Annotated in this window: 17 protein-coding genes; 6 read left to right on the forward strand and 11 right to left on the reverse strand. The window is 62.4% G+C overall.

Going from position 1 to position 15,869, the window contains the following annotated elements:
• The first annotated feature begins 521 nt into the window (after window positions 1-521).
• The 5 genes from ACK4R0_RS09480 (at window position 522) to ACK4R0_RS09500 (ending at window position 3,562) form a co-directional block, all read left to right on the forward strand.
• A complete protein-coding gene (locus ACK4R0_RS09480; RefSeq protein ID WP_409673581.1) occupies window positions 522-698 on the forward strand; it encodes a hypothetical protein in 177 nt (58 codons plus the stop codon).
• 3 nt (window positions 699-701) lie between these two features.
• A complete protein-coding gene (locus tag ACK4R0_RS09485) occupies window positions 702-1,121 on the forward strand; it encodes a hypothetical protein (RefSeq protein ID WP_409673582.1) in 420 nt (139 codons plus the stop codon).
• The gene (locus tag ACK4R0_RS09490) at window positions 1,121-1,312 is read left to right on the forward strand and encodes a helix-turn-helix transcriptional regulator (RefSeq protein WP_409673583.1); all 192 of its coding nucleotides are present in this window, start codon (window positions 1,121-1,123) and stop codon (window positions 1,310-1,312) included. The genes ACK4R0_RS09485 and ACK4R0_RS09490 overlap by 1 nt, the downstream gene beginning before the upstream one ends.
• Window positions 1,313-1,660: 348 nt before the next feature.
• A complete protein-coding gene (locus ACK4R0_RS09495) occupies window positions 1,661-2,464 on the forward strand; it encodes a class I mannose-6-phosphate isomerase (protein WP_409673585.1) in 804 nt (267 codons plus the stop codon).
• A gap of 15 nt (window positions 2,465-2,479) precedes the next feature.
• The gene (locus ACK4R0_RS09500) at window positions 2,480-3,562 is read left to right on the forward strand and encodes a mannose-1-phosphate guanylyltransferase/mannose-6-phosphate isomerase (protein WP_409673587.1); all 1,083 of its coding nucleotides are present in this window, start codon (window positions 2,480-2,482) and stop codon (window positions 3,560-3,562) included.
• 48 nt (window positions 3,563-3,610) lie between these two features.
• Here ACK4R0_RS09500 and ACK4R0_RS09505 read toward each other — a convergent pair whose 3' ends face one another.
• The 11 genes from ACK4R0_RS09505 to rfbA form a co-directional block, all read right to left on the reverse strand.
• Window positions 3,611-5,074 carry a sugar transferase gene (locus tag ACK4R0_RS09505; RefSeq protein WP_409673589.1) on the reverse strand — a complete coding sequence of 488 codons (1,464 nt, stop codon included), beginning with the start codon at window positions 5,072-5,074 and terminating at the stop codon, window positions 3,611-3,613.
• Window positions 5,075-5,281: 207 nt separating this feature from the next.
• Window positions 5,282-5,914, reverse strand: coding sequence for a class I SAM-dependent methyltransferase (locus ACK4R0_RS09510; RefSeq protein ID WP_409673591.1), 633 nt, complete (start codon window positions 5,912-5,914; stop codon window positions 5,282-5,284).
• Between the two features lie 67 nt (window positions 5,915-5,981).
• A complete protein-coding gene (locus ACK4R0_RS09515) occupies window positions 5,982-6,824 on the reverse strand; it encodes a GDP-mannose 4,6-dehydratase (protein ID WP_409673593.1) in 843 nt (280 codons plus the stop codon).
• On the reverse strand, window positions 6,824-7,855 hold the full coding sequence (gene gmd / locus ACK4R0_RS09520; protein ID WP_409673594.1) for a GDP-mannose 4,6-dehydratase: 1,032 nt from the start codon (window positions 7,853-7,855) through the stop codon (window positions 6,824-6,826). Before gmd ends, ACK4R0_RS09515 begins: the two co-directional genes overlap by 1 nt.
• A 38-nt stretch (window positions 7,856-7,893) precedes the next feature.
• Window positions 7,894-9,048 (reverse strand): glycosyltransferase family 4 protein, encoded by a 1,155-nt coding sequence (locus tag ACK4R0_RS09525; protein ID WP_409673596.1) that lies wholly within the window; start codon window positions 9,046-9,048, stop codon window positions 7,894-7,896.
• A gap of 4 nt (window positions 9,049-9,052) precedes the next feature.
• Entirely contained in the window at window positions 9,053-10,096 is a 1,044-nt protein-coding gene (locus tag ACK4R0_RS09530) for a glycosyltransferase family 2 protein (protein WP_409673597.1), read from the reverse strand.
• Window positions 10,097-10,112: 16 nt separating this feature from the next.
• Window positions 10,113-11,267, reverse strand: a complete 1,155-nt coding sequence (locus tag ACK4R0_RS09535; protein ID WP_409673599.1) for a DUF1972 domain-containing protein — start codon at window positions 11,265-11,267, stop codon at window positions 10,113-10,115.
• 20 nt (window positions 11,268-11,287) lie between these two features.
• Window positions 11,288-12,361: a dTDP-glucose 4,6-dehydratase gene (rfbB, locus tag ACK4R0_RS09540; RefSeq protein WP_409673601.1), complete on the reverse strand. Its 1,074-nt coding sequence runs from the start codon at window positions 12,359-12,361 to the stop codon at window positions 11,288-11,290.
• A gap of 156 nt (window positions 12,362-12,517) precedes the next feature.
• The gene (gene rfbD / locus ACK4R0_RS09545; protein WP_409673602.1) at window positions 12,518-13,375 is read right to left on the reverse strand and encodes a dTDP-4-dehydrorhamnose reductase; all 858 of its coding nucleotides are present in this window, start codon (window positions 13,373-13,375) and stop codon (window positions 12,518-12,520) included.
• Window positions 13,372-13,914: a dTDP-4-dehydrorhamnose 3,5-epimerase gene (gene rfbC / locus ACK4R0_RS09550; RefSeq protein ID WP_409673661.1), complete on the reverse strand. Its 543-nt coding sequence runs from the start codon at window positions 13,912-13,914 to the stop codon at window positions 13,372-13,374. Before rfbC ends, rfbD begins: the two co-directional genes overlap by 4 nt.
• Window positions 13,914-14,813 (reverse strand): glucose-1-phosphate thymidylyltransferase RfbA, encoded by a 900-nt coding sequence (gene rfbA / locus ACK4R0_RS09555; protein ID WP_409673604.1) that lies wholly within the window; start codon window positions 14,811-14,813, stop codon window positions 13,914-13,916. The genes rfbC and rfbA overlap by 1 nt, the downstream gene beginning before the upstream one ends.
• 311 nt (window positions 14,814-15,124) lie before the next feature.
• Between rfbA and ACK4R0_RS09560 the strand changes: the two genes are divergently transcribed.
• A complete protein-coding gene (locus tag ACK4R0_RS09560; RefSeq protein ID WP_409673606.1) occupies window positions 15,125-15,835 on the forward strand; it encodes a class I SAM-dependent methyltransferase in 711 nt (236 codons plus the stop codon).
• Window positions 15,836-15,869: the final 34 nt, after the last annotated feature.

The raw sequence follows: 15,869 nt of genomic DNA on the forward strand, positions 1-15,869 counted from the left end.
ATCATCTGTCTTTCTTGTCGCTCGTTGCAGCGCCATGGCACAAACCGGCGCAGCCCAAAAGGGGCCATGTTTTCAGCGCCGATGGTGAGAGGAAATGCGGGGAGCCGACGCCAGAGCCACCCGCACCCGGGCAGCTGGCAATCGCGAAAGTCAGCCCGCGCCTGCCCGCCCCCGGTTGCCCGGAGTGGTGGTAGTCGCAAGGGTGGTGCGGATGCTCGCCATGCGCCGGGATATAGCGGCGAATGTTGAAGGAGTCACTATCCTCTCCCGTCAAAAGCCCTCCCCCTTGATGGGGGAGGGTTGGGTGGGGGTGATCTGTCCGGATTGCGCCAACCCAGCCCAGACACACCATCACCCTTACCGCTGCGACTAAGGCAGCAAGCTGCCAAGTCTCGCTGCCTCTCCCATCAAGGGAGAGGCACGGGCGCGCGACAAGCACCCCAAACCTTTTATCAAGGACACTTGACAATATACGCCCCAAAAGACAATGTTCCTTTACATCGAATCAAGGGAGCTTGACCATGAATGCCTATCTTCATGCCCTGTGCTGGGCGTTTGCCATCCTGGGTCTGGCAGTGTTGAACGTGCTGGAGGTGATCTCCGATGGCGCGGCCCAGACGCTGTTCACCACGCTACCGATCCTCGCCGTCATCTCGGTCACCCAGCGCGGCCGGTGCGCGCGCCGCAGGGGCTGTTGACCAATGCAGGCCAAGCATCATCCGGCGATCCGCAGGTACGGCAGGCGTATCATCCCGATCACTTTCGCCTATGTCGGCGCGATTGCGCTCGCCACCGCGCTGGTGCCCGATAACGCGCCTGCCAGCGCGCTGACGATTGGGCTGGCATTGCTTCCGGGCATGGCCGCTCTCGGCTGGCTCTGGGCGATGGGACGGTTGCTGATCGAGCTCGACGACGAATATCTGCGGATGCTCGAGGTCCGCAAGTTTCTGGTCGCCACCGGCATTACGCTGGCGATCACCAGCGTGTGGGGCGTGCTCGAGCTTTATTCGCCGCAGGTGCCCAAGCTTGCCGTGTTCTTCGTCTTCCCGATGTGGTGCATTGGCCTGGCGTTGGGGCAACTGGTCAACCGCTTTGCCTTTGGCGACCGGGGGCCGTGCTGATGAAGAACCGGCTCAAGGTGCTGCGCGCCGAGCGTGACTGGACGCAGGGCGATCTGGCCGATGCGCTGGCGATCTCGCGGCAGAGCATCAACGCGATCGAGACCGGCAAATACGATCCATCGCTGCCGCTGGCCTTCCGCATTGCCGATCTGTTCGGCCTGCCGATCGAGGCGATCTTCCTGCGCGATTGAGCTTCAGCCCCGTGCTTTGCGGCGCGTATGTAACGGACGTGGAATGTGCGCTGGTCTGCGCAATGCCAGCATTTGCGGACCGCAGAAACGGCCCGGTCCGGCCCGCCGAACGCGCACTTAGCCAATTGAGTATGGTGAAATTTTCCGTTAGTGCCTGCCGTGCTGTATTCCCCGCAAACCCGGTGGTCCTTTTTCCTTACACCTTGGGAAATTTGCTTTCATGCTTAACCCGTTACACACATTGATCGGTGGCACGACTTGCGCAGCCATGAGTGCACGCAGGGACCAGCTGGCCGTGTACGATGCCGTCTGCCGGGCAGACATGCAGCGCATCAAACAGGAACGTCGATGAAGCTCGCGACGCGCCAGATCGCGAAACCCTGGGGCCGGGCCGACCTGCCGGCACCGTTCGTCAATCGCGGTGCAGACAAGGTCGGCGAGATATGGTTCGAGCCACCAAGCGGACCCGCGCTCGCGCTGATGGTCAAATATCTGTTCACGAGCGCCAAGCTTTCTATCCAGGTGCATCCCAACGAGACTCAGGCGCGGTCTCTCGGGCTGCCTGGCGGAAAAGAGGAATGCTGGCTGGTGATCGACGCCGAACCGGACGCCGTGCTGGGGATCGGCACGGTTCGGGAGCTGTCGCACGAGGAACTGCGTGCCGCCGCTACCGACGGAAGCATCGAAGGCCTGGTCGATTGGAAGCCTGTGCAGCGCGGCGATTTTTTCTACATACCGGCAGGCACGGTGCATGCGATCGGGGCAGGAATCAGCCTGATCGAGATTCAGCAGAACGCCGATGTGACCTTCAGGCTGTTCGATTACGGTCGGCCGCGTGAACTGCACCTCGATGACGGCATTCCGGTGGCCAGGGCCGTGCCGTACAGCAGCGCCCTGCACCAGCGGGTCGATTTTGGCGAAGACCGGATACTCGTCGATGGCCCCTGGTTTCGGCTGGCTCTGACCGGAGATGCCGGGATGCAACTGGCCGGTACCGGGCCGTTGACCATTATCCCGATCGAAGGGGATGTGTCCGTGGAAACAGCAGATGGCCTGGTCACCGCTGCGGCGGGCGAATGCCTCGCTATCGATCCGGGTGCCCATGTCGAAGCCAGCAGTGGCGCCCGTTTACTGATTGCCCGTGCAAGCTAGGACCGAACAACCCGCATGACCCATATCATCCCTGTCATTCTGTCCGGAGGTTCAGGCACCCGGCTGTGGCCGCTGTCGGTCGAGCAGCGGCCGAAGCAGTTCCTGTCGCTGGTATCGGACAGGTCGATGTTTGCCGACACGCTGGCCCGCGCGATCGATGCAAGCCGGTTCGGCCCCGCGCTGATCATCGGCGCGGAACGGCACACGGCGCTGATGGAAGCGGAAATCAGCGACGCAGCGCTGGCCGATGCCCGGATCATCCTGGAACCGGTGGCCCGCAACACCGCGCCCGCCATAGCGCTTGCCGCCGTCGCGGCAGGGGGCAGCGAGGCGGTGATGCTGGTCATGCCGAGCGACCATGTCATCGCAGACATTCCTGCGTTTCTCGCAGCCATCGACACGGCATTGCCGGCGGCCCAGCAAGGCTGGCTGGTCACCTTCGGCATCAACCCGACGGGCCCGGAGACCGGGTTCGGCTATATCCGCATGGGCAAGCCTCTGGACGAGGCGCCCGGTGTCTGGGCGGTCGATCGGTTCATTGAAAAGCCCGTGCGCGAAAAGGCCGAAGCCATGCTGGCCGAGGGCGAGCATTGCTGGAATGCAGGCATCTTTATGCTGCGCGCCGATCGCTATCTCGAAGAACTGGAGAAACATGCGCCCGATATCTGCCGTGCGGTGCACCACGCGCTCGACGGCGTCGCTCTGAATGAACGGCTGATTCGGCCAGAGCCCGGCCGGTTTGCGGCCTGTCCTTCCGATTCGATCGATTATGCAGTCATGGAACGCGCCACCCGCGTCGGCATCGTGCCGGTGTCGTGTGGCTGGTCCGACGTCGGCAGCTGGGATGCACTGGCTCAGATCGGCGTATCGGACGACGATGGCAACACGGTGTCGGGCGACGTCATCGCGCTGGATAGCCAGAACAGCTTCATCTACGCCGACGGCATCACCGTGACGGCGTCAGGGATCAGCGACCTGATCGTCATCGCCAATGGCTCGCATGTCATGATCGTGCCCAAGGGGCGTTCGCAGGACGTCAAACGGATCGCTGAAACGCTCAAAGCCGCCAGCAAGCCCAAGGCATCCCCTCCGGGCTGAGCGGCGGCTTGCCGACGCTCAAGCCAATCAGGCCGACGCTCAAGCCAATCAGAATGCGTTCTTGTGAAACACCACCATCGCGGTGCTGATCAGGATGCGGATGTCCGACAGCAGGCTCCAGTGCGAAACGTATTCGAGATCGGACTGCAGACGCATGGTCAAATCCCGCTTTTGCTCGGTCGCACCGCGAAAACCACGGATCTGCGCAAGGCCGGTCAGACCCGGTTTGACCACATGGCGCTGCCAGTAACGCTGGTCGATATCCCAGAACAAGGCGTTCTCCGCGCGTGATCCCAAGGCATGCGGACGCGGGCCAACCAGGCTCATGTCACCGCTGATGACGTTCAGGATCTGCGGCAGTTCGTCGATGCTGGTCTTCCGGAGGATACGACCCACCCGGGTGATGCGGTCATCATCCCGCGATGTCGAACGGTTGCCATTGGCGTCGCACGCTTCGGTCCGCATCGACCGGAACTTCCAGATCATGAACGGACGATTGCCCAGCCCGATTCGTTCCTGCCGGAAGAACACCGGACCACGGCTGTCCAGCTTGATCGCGATGCCCACCAAAGCGAAGAACGGGAGCAGGAGAGGAAGCGTTGCGAGCGATATCGCCAGATCGAACGCGCGCTTCATCATCTGGTGATTCCAGGCGAGCCGCCCGCTGTTGAGCAGCAGGCTGGTGTGCCCGGAACGCTCCGAAATGCTGAGCGCACCAAATTCGTCGAGCTCGGGAACGACGATTTCGCAGCGCACATCGAGCGTTTTCAAGGCCATCGCCCACGCTGCGCGGGCCTGGGGGGCACAATGAATGACGACTCGGTCCATGCCCTTGGCGAGGGTGCCCAGGCGGTTGACCCCGACAGCGCTCGCCAGATCGGGGTGAAGCCCCATCGCGCGCGCCTCGATAGCGCCCGGACCTGCGTTGGCAGACAGCGGGACGCCATCATAAATGCAAAGGATCGCATAGGCGCCCTCGTCGATCCGCTTGCGGAACACGGCGCGCGTAATCGTGCGGGTGATGACGATCGTGATCAGGCTGAAGGCGACCCCCAGAAAGAACACGCCGCGCGAGAATTCAGCGCCGATCTTCATGAAGAAAGCGATCAGCAACAGGCAACCGGCGGCAAGCAGAAGCGCGCCTGCGGCCGAAGCGATTCCCGCCGCGAGATTGCTGACCTTGCGGGTGTTGTGCGCGTTGTTGTTGAGCGAAAACATCAGGAACAGCGGGATCGAGATCGCCACCATGTTGGTCGCGTGCTCGTTGTCCAGATCGCCCAGATACACCAGGCTCGCCAGAAAAAATCCGGTCAGGATCGAGGCGACGTCGGTCGTGATCGAGAGCAGCGAAAGCAGCCCGCGCAACCGCTTGCGGCCCTTGAGCCCATCGAGTCGCACCAGGGTATCGAAATCCACGTGCCCGGAGTTGCCGGTCTGGATCGGAGAGGGATCAAGGTCCTGCCCGGTAAGGGACGCAGGCGTGACCAGCGCTGGGGTCTTGGCTGTACGCATATTATGGTTTTAGCTCCGATGAATCAGATCATGGCGCGCCCGTTGGGACTCCAATACAGCATTCTGCTGCATTGCACAACAGACCGGGATCGGCCCATACTACGCCTGGCGGTGCGCAGGCACGGGCCGTCGCATCCCCAAAGCTACGGCAGACCGTTGATTTCCCGGCTCCCCAGATTTTCCCGAGACCTGAGTCGCGGGCTCCGATCAATCGGTGCGTCTGACCCGGATAAGGTATTGCAGGTTGGTGAAGCTGTTCAGCGCGCCGAAGCTGAGCGCGCGGGCGAGCTTGACCTTTGTCCCGCCAGGAGCGTTGCCCCGTATCTCCTCGAGCTTCAGACCCGAGCAGGTCATCAGTTCGATGGCGGTATTGCGCACAAAGAAGCGCAGATGGGTACGGTCGAGAATGCCGTCATCGGCCAGATCCCAGCTGTTGCGGAATGCCAGCGGGAGAAAGGCGGAATAATGCCTTACATTGGGTACGCTGGCGACGATGACGCCGCCTGGGACCAGTGCTTTGTGAAGCCGGGCCACGATCTTCCAGGGATCGACCAGATGCTCGAGCACGTCGAGGCACAGGATCGTTTGGAAAGGCCCTTCGGCTGCCAGCACCGAATCAAGGAACTCCGGCTGCTCGATGTTGCCGCTGTAGCTGAAGTCCTTGGTCACACCCTCGATGGTCGAATCGATCAGGTCGATCACGCCGACCCGGTCTGCCTTGCCGAGCTGCTTGAGTCGCACCGCCGTCGCGCCAACCCCGCCACCGACATCGAGCAGCGTGCCACCGCCGTTAGGCACCAGTGGTATGATCTCCTCGCGGATATGCTTGTGATAATCCATTCGGGATGGATCGATGGTATTGGCCTGTGTCATCAACTACCCCAAATAGGTGCTTTAAGGATTGGTATCATAGCTTCAGCATCCACTCCAATGTCTGTTCCAGGCTGCGCGGTTGCCAGTCGGGGAGCAGCGCGTGGAGCAGTCCGGCGTCGCCTGCCAGGATCTCGACCTCGTTGGGCCGCATGAATGCCGGGTTGGTCTCGACCCGAATCTCGTGACCGGTCAGCCGTGTCGCCATCGCGATGATCTGGCGGATGTTCCACACCTTGCCGGTGGCGACATTGACCACCGGCGCCGCAGGTGGCGCGAGGCTGAGTCCGGCATAGGCGTCAACCACTGAGCGGACATCGCCGAAATCGCGGCTGACATCGATGTTGCCCAGCGTGATCACCGGATCACGCCTGCGGAAATGCGCGACGATCTTGGGGATCAGATACTGCTCCTCCTGTCCGACCCCGGTATAGTTGAAGGGCCTAACGATCGTCGTGTGCAGCCGGTCGGCCCATATTCTGGCGCCCAGCTCCATCGCCCATTTGCTGACCGCATAATGGTTGGCAGGATTGGGTGGGGTCGCTTCGTCGAGATAGCCGCCCGTCGCGTTGCCGTAGATATTGGCGCTGCTGGCGATGAGCGCGTGCGCTTGGGGCGCATGCCGGGCGAGGGCATCGAGCAGGTGATAGGTGCCGAGCTGGTTGACCTGATAGAAGGGATCGACCGCATTGGAACCGACGAACGCGATCGCGGCAAGGTGGATAACCCGGTCGGGCCGCACCCGTGCCACTTCCGCATCGACCGCCGCAGCGTCGGTGATGTCGCTTGTAAATGCAATCGGCTCGCAACCGCGCGCGCGCAATTCCGCCACCAGATAGGTGCCGGTAAAGCCGTCAGCGCCGGTTACGAGAACCCGCATCAGAAAGACGCGCCCCGCGTGTTGCGCTCGATGTCCGCAGCCACCATCAGGCGGCACAGCTCCTCGAGCGGGGTGCTGCTCTTCCAGCCGAGCAGGCGCTCGGCCTTGCCTGCGTCCCCGATCAGCAGATCAACCTCGGCCGGGCGATAATAGCGCGGATTGATCCGCACCAGCTGGCGGCCGGTGGCAGGATCGGTGCCGACCTCGTTCTCGTCCTTGCCGCTCCACTCGATCGAAACACCGGTTTCGGCGAACGCCAGCGTGACGAAATCGCGCACGGTGACGGTTCGGTTCGTGGCGAGCACGAAGGTCTCCGGTTCGTCATGTTGCAGCATCAGGCGCATGCCCTCGACATAATCGCGGGCAAAACCCCAGTCGCGCTTGGCATCGATGTTGCCCAGTTCGAGCACGTCGGTCTGGCCCAGATGGATCTTGGCGACGGTATCGGTAATCTTGCGGGTCACGAACTCGCGGCCGCGCAGTGGCGATTCATGGTTGAACAGGATGCCGCTGGTACCGAAAAGGCCATAGCTCTCGCGATAGTTGATCGTCATCCAGTGCGCGTACAGCTTGGCGACGCCATAGGGGCTGCGCGGATAGAACGGGGTATCTTCTGCCTGCGGGATCGCCTGCACCTTGCCGAACATCTCCGAGGTCGACGCCTGGTAGAAGCGGATCTTGGGGTTCACGATGCGGATCGCCTCGAGCAGATTGGTGACCCCAAGCCCGGTGATCGCGCCGGTGGTCATCGGCTGGTCGAACGAGACGCCGACGAAGCTTTGCGCGGCAAGATTGTAGACCTCGGTGACACCGGTGCTTTCGAGCAGGCGGATGGCCGAGCCCTGATCGGTGAGGTCGTATTCGACCAGATGCAGATCGGGGTGCTTGTCGACTCCCAGCTCTTCCAGGCGCCAGAAGTTGACCGAGCTGGTCCGGCGATAGGTGCCATAGACGGTATAGCCGCGGCCCAGCAGATTTTCCGCCAGATAGGCGCCGTCCTGCCCGGTAACGCCAGTGATAAGTGCCTTCATAAGTCCTCCCTGGGGGGTCTGCTGCACCCGCAAACGGGTCAAAATGATTCAGCGGCGGCAGATAGCATCCTGCCAGTCACATCCCAATGGCGGTCATGCGCGGCATAATGCGCCGCGCGTTCCGCCAATGAAGCAAGCCGGGCAGGATCAGCCACCAGTTCGCCGATCCGTGATGACAGCGATTGCGCATCACTTGCCGCAAAAAGCAAGCCGCGCGCATCATCGCCGATGACATCCCGCATCGGCGGCAGGTCGCTGGCCAGGACTGGCCGCTCAAGGCTCATCGCCATCAACGCCACCGCGCTTTCGTAAATCCGCAGATAGGGCAGGGCCACGATGTCGGGCGCGCGATAATAGGAAGGCACATCGGCATCATCGACATGGCCGATGTCGAACCGAACCTGCGCATCCAGCCCGTGATCGCGGACGAACGTGCGATATTCCGCCTCTTCCTCCGGCTTCATCTTGCCGGCGACGAGCAACAGCAGCCGCGCGTCGTCGCGATGCGCCACCATCGCTTCGAGCAGCACGTGCAGCCCCTTTTCGCGGCGCGGATTGCCGAAGAACAGGATGATCAGCCTGTCGTGCGGCAGACCCAGCCGATCGCGGGCCTGCGCCCTGGAGGGCGGATCGGGGAACTGGGCCATGTAATTGCCCGAAGGGATCACGGTCACCCTGGCCGGTGCGCCATCCAGCGCCGCCAGCAGCGCGTTTTGCGAAAAGCCGTTATGGGTGATCAGCAGGTCGCAGGCAGCCGCGATGCGCGCCAGCTGCGGCCGGTCATTGGCCTGATCGAGTCGCGCCACATCGTGGACGATCGCCATCGATTTCATGCCCAGCAGCTTGCACAGCCGAACCGCGTACAGTTCGAAGACATCCATCTTGAACAGATGGAAGATGCAGACCTTGGCACCCGATGCCCTGGCCGACTGCAAGGATGTGGTCAGGTCGCGGATCAGGCGCAGCCCGCGAATCGCCTTGGGATCGGAGCCGTAGATCGCCTTGAACGTGTCGACTTTCCTGTAGCGCGCGCCCGCATCGGTCGATGCTGGCAGCGAATACAGGGTCGTGGCATGGCCCTGGTTCACCAGCGCGTGCGCCTGATTGTCGGTGTAATAATGCATGCCGCCATGCGAGCCGATCGTCTCGATGATCGCGATGGCAGGCTTGGAGCTTGAGGCGGAGGAGGTCATCGGTTCAGCGTGTCCCGTTCTGGGCTGGGGCGGCGCGGTTGGCCGAAAGCCAGGCGCCGGTGCGATAGCGACCGCCGAAAAAATCGCCAAGCGCATGCAGGGCGATGCGCGCTGCGCGCCGGTCACCGCTCAGCAGATATTTCATCGCAATCGCACCCAGCCGGGCGACATTGACCGGCACCGAACCGGGCGCAAAGCGCCGGGCGATACGCAGCCGGTTGACGAGGTTGTAATAGAGCGACAGGTCACTTGGCCGACTGCGGCCATCGGTACCGATCGAGCCGCCCTCCTTGTGGAACACCACCGATTCCGGCGCCCAGCCCACGGTAAAGTCGGGCTTGCCGCGCAACGTCCAGTCGAGCTCCTCGAAATAGAGGAAATAGCTCTCCTCCATCAGCCCGACCGAATCGATGAATTGGCGCGAGGCCAGCATCGAGGCGCCGGGGGGATAGGACATCTCGGCCTCGACCTGGCCACGCGGCGGCAATGTTGCAAGCGTCGATCCCTGGCCGATTTCGCCGCCCGCACCGCGCGCAATGTCGTAGCGGCCCGCCACCGCCTGCACCGTGGTCTTGTCGTGATGATAGACCAGGGTGGACCCGCAGATACCGATTCGCGCATCCTCGGCCATGCGCGCGCGCAAGGCGGCCAGCGATCCGGGCAGCACCTCGGTATCGTTGTTGAGCAGCCACACGCCCTCGATGCCAGGATCGGCAAGCGCCAGCCGGATGCACAGATTGTTGCCCCCGGCAAAGCCCAGGTTCTGTGCGCCGGCGATGATGTTGAGATAATCGCGTGGCGGCGCGGCAGGCAGTTCGCCATCCTGCCACAGCCGAAAACTCCGGCCCCACCCAGCAAGCGTCCCGTTTGCCCAGGCGACGAGCTTGTCCACCGATCCGTCGCCCGATCCGTTGTCGCAGACCACGATCATCACGTCGTCATCGGCCAGATGGTGCAGGGATTCGAGGCAGGCGATCGTGTCTGCCGCATTGCGCCAGTTGACGATGGCAATGGCGATCTTCGCCGGAGGGAAGGGGCCTGCCCTCATGGCAGCAGCCGGGACATCAATAGGCATCGCGCACGGGCGCACCGTCCGCGACGTCTTCGAGCAGCATGCGATACTGGCCCAGCACCTTTTCCCATTCGAAATCGCGGGCATAGCGCGCGCGGGCGGCGGCCCGTGCGGCGTCGGCTGCGGCAGGATCGGCGAGAAGGTGCTCCATATGGCCAGCGCACTCCTCGACGGTCGAAAAATAGAACTGGCCTTCGCCTGCGGTCCACAGGTTGAAGCGGTTGTTGTGCGCGATCACCGGGTTGCCCGCGCCCAGCGCCTCGACCAGCGAAGGGTTAGTACCGCCCACCTGATGGCCGTGCATATAGCCGAGCGTGTAGAAGCGCAGCGCCGCCAGCCGGTCGGCGTCATAGATCGCGCCGGGAAAATCGACTTCGGCGCTGGCAGCGGCCTTGACCTTCTGGTGATAGGCATTGCCGTCCTCGAGCTTGCCCAGCACCACCAGCCGCGCATTGCGGGGCTTGAGCGAAAACGCCTCGACGATCTCTAGGATCGAGTTTTCGGGCTCGATCCGCGCGATCGAGACGAAATACCGGTTGGGAACCACCCCGAGGGGCTCGAGCAGGCTGGAATCGGCACCGGTGATCAGATCGGCGCCATAGGGGATCACCACCGACTGGATGCCGCTGGCCGAGCGCAGGTGATCTGCGATCGAGGGGTGATCGGCGATCGCAACCTGGCTGAGGTACGATCCGGCGCGCTCGTTGAGATAGAACCACGCCTTGGCCACGGCCGACCATTTGGCGCGCTTCCATTCGATCCCGTCCATGTTCATCACCACCTTGCGGCGCTTGATCCGGTTGAGCGCGGCAAACACGGCGGTGTTGTAGCCCAGCACCAGATCGACCCCGGGCTGCGACAGCACGTCGCGCGTCGCCTTGAGATCGAAGCTGATCGTGCCGACGGGCCCCGACCGCGCGATCGGGATGTGGCGGCGGTGGACGCCCTGCCAGTGATCGTCATGCATGGCCATGTCGGCACCGGGCTGGACGTCGTCCTGGCAATAGACGGTCACGTCCCAGCCGTGCTCGACCAGATACGGCGCGAGGCGCGCAGCGAAGGTCTCGAACCCGCCATGCGCGGCGGGAACGCCCCGGCAGCCCAGAATGTTGACGCAGCGGCGCGAACCGGGGACGGATTGGGTCACGATTGCCTCCTGCTGCGCCATCAACCCTTGTTCAGCTTTGCGCGTTCGAGCAGCGGCTGCCACCAGCCCTCATTGGCCAGATACCAGGCAAGCGTCTCGGCAAAGCCCTGCGGGAAGTCGCGCGCGGGCTCATAGCCCAACTCGCTGCGGATCTTGGTCTCGTCGATCGCATAGCGCCGGTCGTGGCCCTTGCGGTCCTCGACATAGGTCTTGAGGCTGGCGGTCGGCTGGCCCTTGGCAGCAGGCGCATCGGGGAAGCGCTCAGCCAGCGACGGATCGGCGGCGAACGCGGCATCGACACCCGCACAGATTTCCTCGACCACGCGGATGTTGGGCAGTTCCTGCCCGCCGCCCACGTTATACACTTCGCCGATGCGGCCGTTCTTGAGGATCAATTCAATCCCCAGGCAATGGTCCTCGACATGCAGCCAGTCGCGCACGTTCATGCCATCGCCGTAGATCGGCAGGCTGCGGCCCGACAGCGCGTTGAGCACGAACAGCGGGATCAGCTTCTCGGGAAACTGGTACGGCCCGTAATTGTTCGAGCAGTTGCTGGTCGTGGTCTCGAGCCCGAAGGTGTGATGATAGGCGCGCACCAGATGATCCGAGCCTGCCTTGGACGCCGAGTAAGGCGAATTGGGTGCATAGGCTGTGGTTTCGCTGAACGCGGGATCATCGAACCCGAGCGATCCATAGACCTCGTCGGTCGAGACATGGTGGAACCGGTGCGGCATGCCGCTGCCCTTGTCGAGCCAGGCGGTCTTGGCGGCCTTGAGCAGGCTGTGTGTGCCGATGACGTTGGTGGTCACGAACGCATCGGGCCCGGTGATCGAACGGTCGACATGGCTCTCTGCGGCAAAGTGTACGATGGTATCCACGGCATGGTCGGCGATCAGCTTCGACACCAGATCGGTATCGCAGATATCGCCGACGACCAGTTCCACGCCATCAAGCCCGTCCAGATTGGCGCGGTTGCCGGCATAGGTCAGCGCATCGAGCACCACGATCGAATCGCCCGGCGCGACCCGCCGCCAGCGATGCACGAAATTGGCGCCGATAAATCCGGCTCCGCCCGTTACAATCAGATTTGCCATCAGTTGTTATCCTTAGTCACTCTAGGCCGAGTAGAAGACACCTGCGCTGGGCGGAAGACCATCAACTTTGCTGCATTGCAACATGGTTGTGTCGCTAGCATGTCCCCAGAACGTGCTCAACACCCCGTTTACAAATTGTACGTGGCTGCCACCGGGTCAGCCGTTGGTGGCGATTTCGCGCAGCATCACGCGCAGGTTGCTGCGCCAGTGCGGGGCTGGGGCGCCCAGGGCAGCGAAGGTCGAGCTCTTGTCGAGCACCGAATAGTGCGGACGCCGCGCCGGGGTCGGGAAATCGGCCGTGGCGATCGGGATCACCGGAACCGGCTTGTCGAGCAGTCCTATGGCCAGCGCCTCTTCCTGGATCGCGACGGCAAAATCGTACCAGCTGGCAGCACCGCTGTCGGTGTAATGGTGGATGCCGGTGACGCCATTGGCCGCCAGCGTCCAAAGCGCCCTGGCAAGGCCCGGCGCGTAGGTCGGCGTGCCGATCTGGTCGGCGACCACCCGCACCTCTGGCCGCTCGCCCATCAGCCGCAGCATCGTGCGGACGAAATTGCCGCCCGTCGGGGCATAGACCCATGCTGTGCGCACGATCAGCGCGTCATCGCCTGCTGCCCGTTCGCCCGCCAGCTTGGTGCGGCCATAAGCGCTGACCGGATTGGGCCGTGCACCGGGCGCGTAAGGAATGCCTGACGTGCCGTCGAACACGAAATCGGTCGAGACATGCACCAGCCGCGCCCCGAATTCGCGCGCGGCTGCGGCCAGCGCGCCAACCGCCGTGCCGTTGACCGCAAGCGCGACGTCTTCCTCGCTCTCGGCCTTGTCGACCGCGGTATAGGCTGCAGCGTTGAGCAGCAGGTCGGGACGGACATCTGCAACGCAGGCACGCAGCGCGCCGGCATCGGCGATATCGAGCGTATCGATGTCGTGGCTGACGATGTCGGCATCGGCCGGCGCGGTTGCGGCAAGCCCCCGGCCCAACTGGCCTTTGCCGCCGACGATCAGCACTTTCATGAATAGGCCCTTATCTGGTCGAACGGGGTGCCGTTGCGGTCCTTTTGCGACAGCTGCGGTTCGATATCGCCCGTTGGCCAGTCGATGCCGACGGCAGGGTCGTTCCACAACAGCGACTGTTCGGCCGAAGGATCATAGGCCGACGTGCACTTGTAAAGGAAGTCGGTCCCGTCTTCGAGCGTCAGGAAGCCGTGGCCAAAGCCTGGTGGCACCCAGAACATAAGCTTGTTGGCAGCAGACAGCTCGATGCCGAACCACTTGCCGTAATAAGGCGAGGATTTGCGCAGATCGACCGCCACGTCCCAGACGGCGCCCGAGACGACGCGCACCAATTTGCCCTGGGGGTTGGGGTTCTGGAAGTGGACGCCGCGCAGCACGCCCTTGGCCGATCGGCTGTGGTTGTCCTGAACGAAGCTGAGATCGAGCCCGGCGTCCTTGAACTGCGCCGCGTTCCAGCTTTCCATGAAGAACCCGCGTTCGTCGCCGAACACCTTGGGTTCGATGACCAGCGGCCCGGGGATATCGACGGGATTGATGATCACCAGACCTGCCCCTTGTTGGCCAGCAGCTGCAGCAGATAGTCGCCATAGCCGCTCTTGCGCAATGGCGTCGCGATCTTCTCGAGCTGGGCATCGTCGATAAATCCGTTGCGCCAGGCGATTTCCTCGGGGCAGCAGATCTTCAGGCCCTGACGTTCTTCGGTGACGCGGACATACAGCGCCGCATCGAGCAGCGATCCGTGCGTTCCGGTATCGAGCCAGGCATAGCCGCGGCCCATGATCTCGACCGAAAGATCGCCCTGTTCGAGATATATCCGGTTGAGATCGGTGATCTCGAGCTCGCCGCGGGGCGAGGGCTTGAGGTCGCGGGCCAGCTCGACCGCGCGGCCATCGTAGAAATACAGGCCCGTGACCGCGTAGTTCGACTTGGGCTGCGCGGGCTTTTCCTCGATCGTCTCGGCCTTGCCGTTGGCATCGAACGAGACCACGCCATAGGCCTTGGCATCGCTGACGTGATAGCCGAACACGGTCGCGCCATCGGTGCGCGCATCGGCAGCGGTGAGCAGTTCGACCAGCCCATGTCCGTAGAAGATGTTGTCGCCGAGCACGAGCACCGACGGATCGCTGCCGACGAAATCCGCGCCGATGTGATAGGCCTGCGCCAAGCCGCCGGGATCGGGCTGGATCGCGTAGGTCAGTTCGATGCCCCAGTCACTGCCATCGCCGAGCAGCGCCTTGAACGACGCCTGGTCGTGCGGGGTGGTGATGATCATGATCTCGCGGATACCCGCCAGCATCAGCGTGGAGAGCGGGTAATAGATCATCGGCTTGTCATAGACCGGCATCAGCTGCTTGGAGGCGGCCCGGGTCAGCGGATGCAGGCGGGTGCCTGCGCCTCCGGCCAGAATGATGCCTTTTCTGTTGCTCAGCGTGCCCACACTTCCGTCTCCTTGTCGCAATGTTTGCTCTCGCATTGCAGGCAAGCATGAAGCCCCGGGTCGATGCCCCGTTGTGCCGTGCGTGCCGATGTCCGATATCCTCGCCTCTCGGCCAAGTCCCTTTGATCGCGCGGTGCCGTCGCGCCCGCAGTCTGCTCCCTGCTTTATCGACGGTGCTATACAACGATGGCAGGGCCTTGCAAGTCCGCCACGGTGCCGAGGTTCGCAAAGCTGCCATCATTCTGGGGTAGGACCACTCTGAAAGACATCGCGAATGCAGTAAGTCTTGACGAAAAACGACCTGTCAGACTATGGTCAAGCCCGATGTCAGCTTTAAAAGTTTGATAAATTCAACTTTCCATGGAGATAAATGGCCGATGTCGAAATGGTACAAACTCCTAAAGCCGATCTTGCAAAAATTCCGGACGTCTCGTGCGCTGCTTATAAAGTCACATTTTGAAGATATCGAAAACTTCAAAGTCCTTGATCTGGGTGGGTCGATCCATTTCTGGCAAGAGGTTGGCCACATACTGAAACCCAAGCAGCTCGTCATACTCAATATTGCTGCGGATCACCAATCGGTGGGAAGCAACGCCAGCATCAGCGACCACGAAGCCATCGTGCTTTATGATGGCAAGAAAATTCCGTTTGGCGACAAGGAATTCGACCTCGTCATTTGCAATTCGGTGATGGAGCATGTGCCGCCGAGTGAACGAGCTGGCCTTGCTGCAGAGATCGATCGCGTAGCCAAGCGGTTTGTAGTGCAAACGCCTGCCCAATCATTCCCGATCGAGCCGCATTTCGTGTCTCCGATTGTTCACTGGGTGCCCCGGTCCATAGGCCGGATGATGAGCACCTTGACCCCTTTGTCCCTGTTCAACGGACCAGGCTATGCGCGCAGCATGTTCGACGAAGTCGTGCTGCTCAATGAAAAGGAAATGCGTCAGCTCTTCCCGAAATCGAACATCGTTCGGGAAAAATCCATGGGGATGACAAAGTCCTATATGGCTTTTTCTGGCTGACATCGTCAGGTCGCCGGGCGCGGTCTGACGATCA

This window comes from Blastomonas sp. (assembly GCF_046294995.1).
GTDB lineage: Bacteria > Pseudomonadota > Alphaproteobacteria > Sphingomonadales > Sphingomonadaceae > Blastomonas.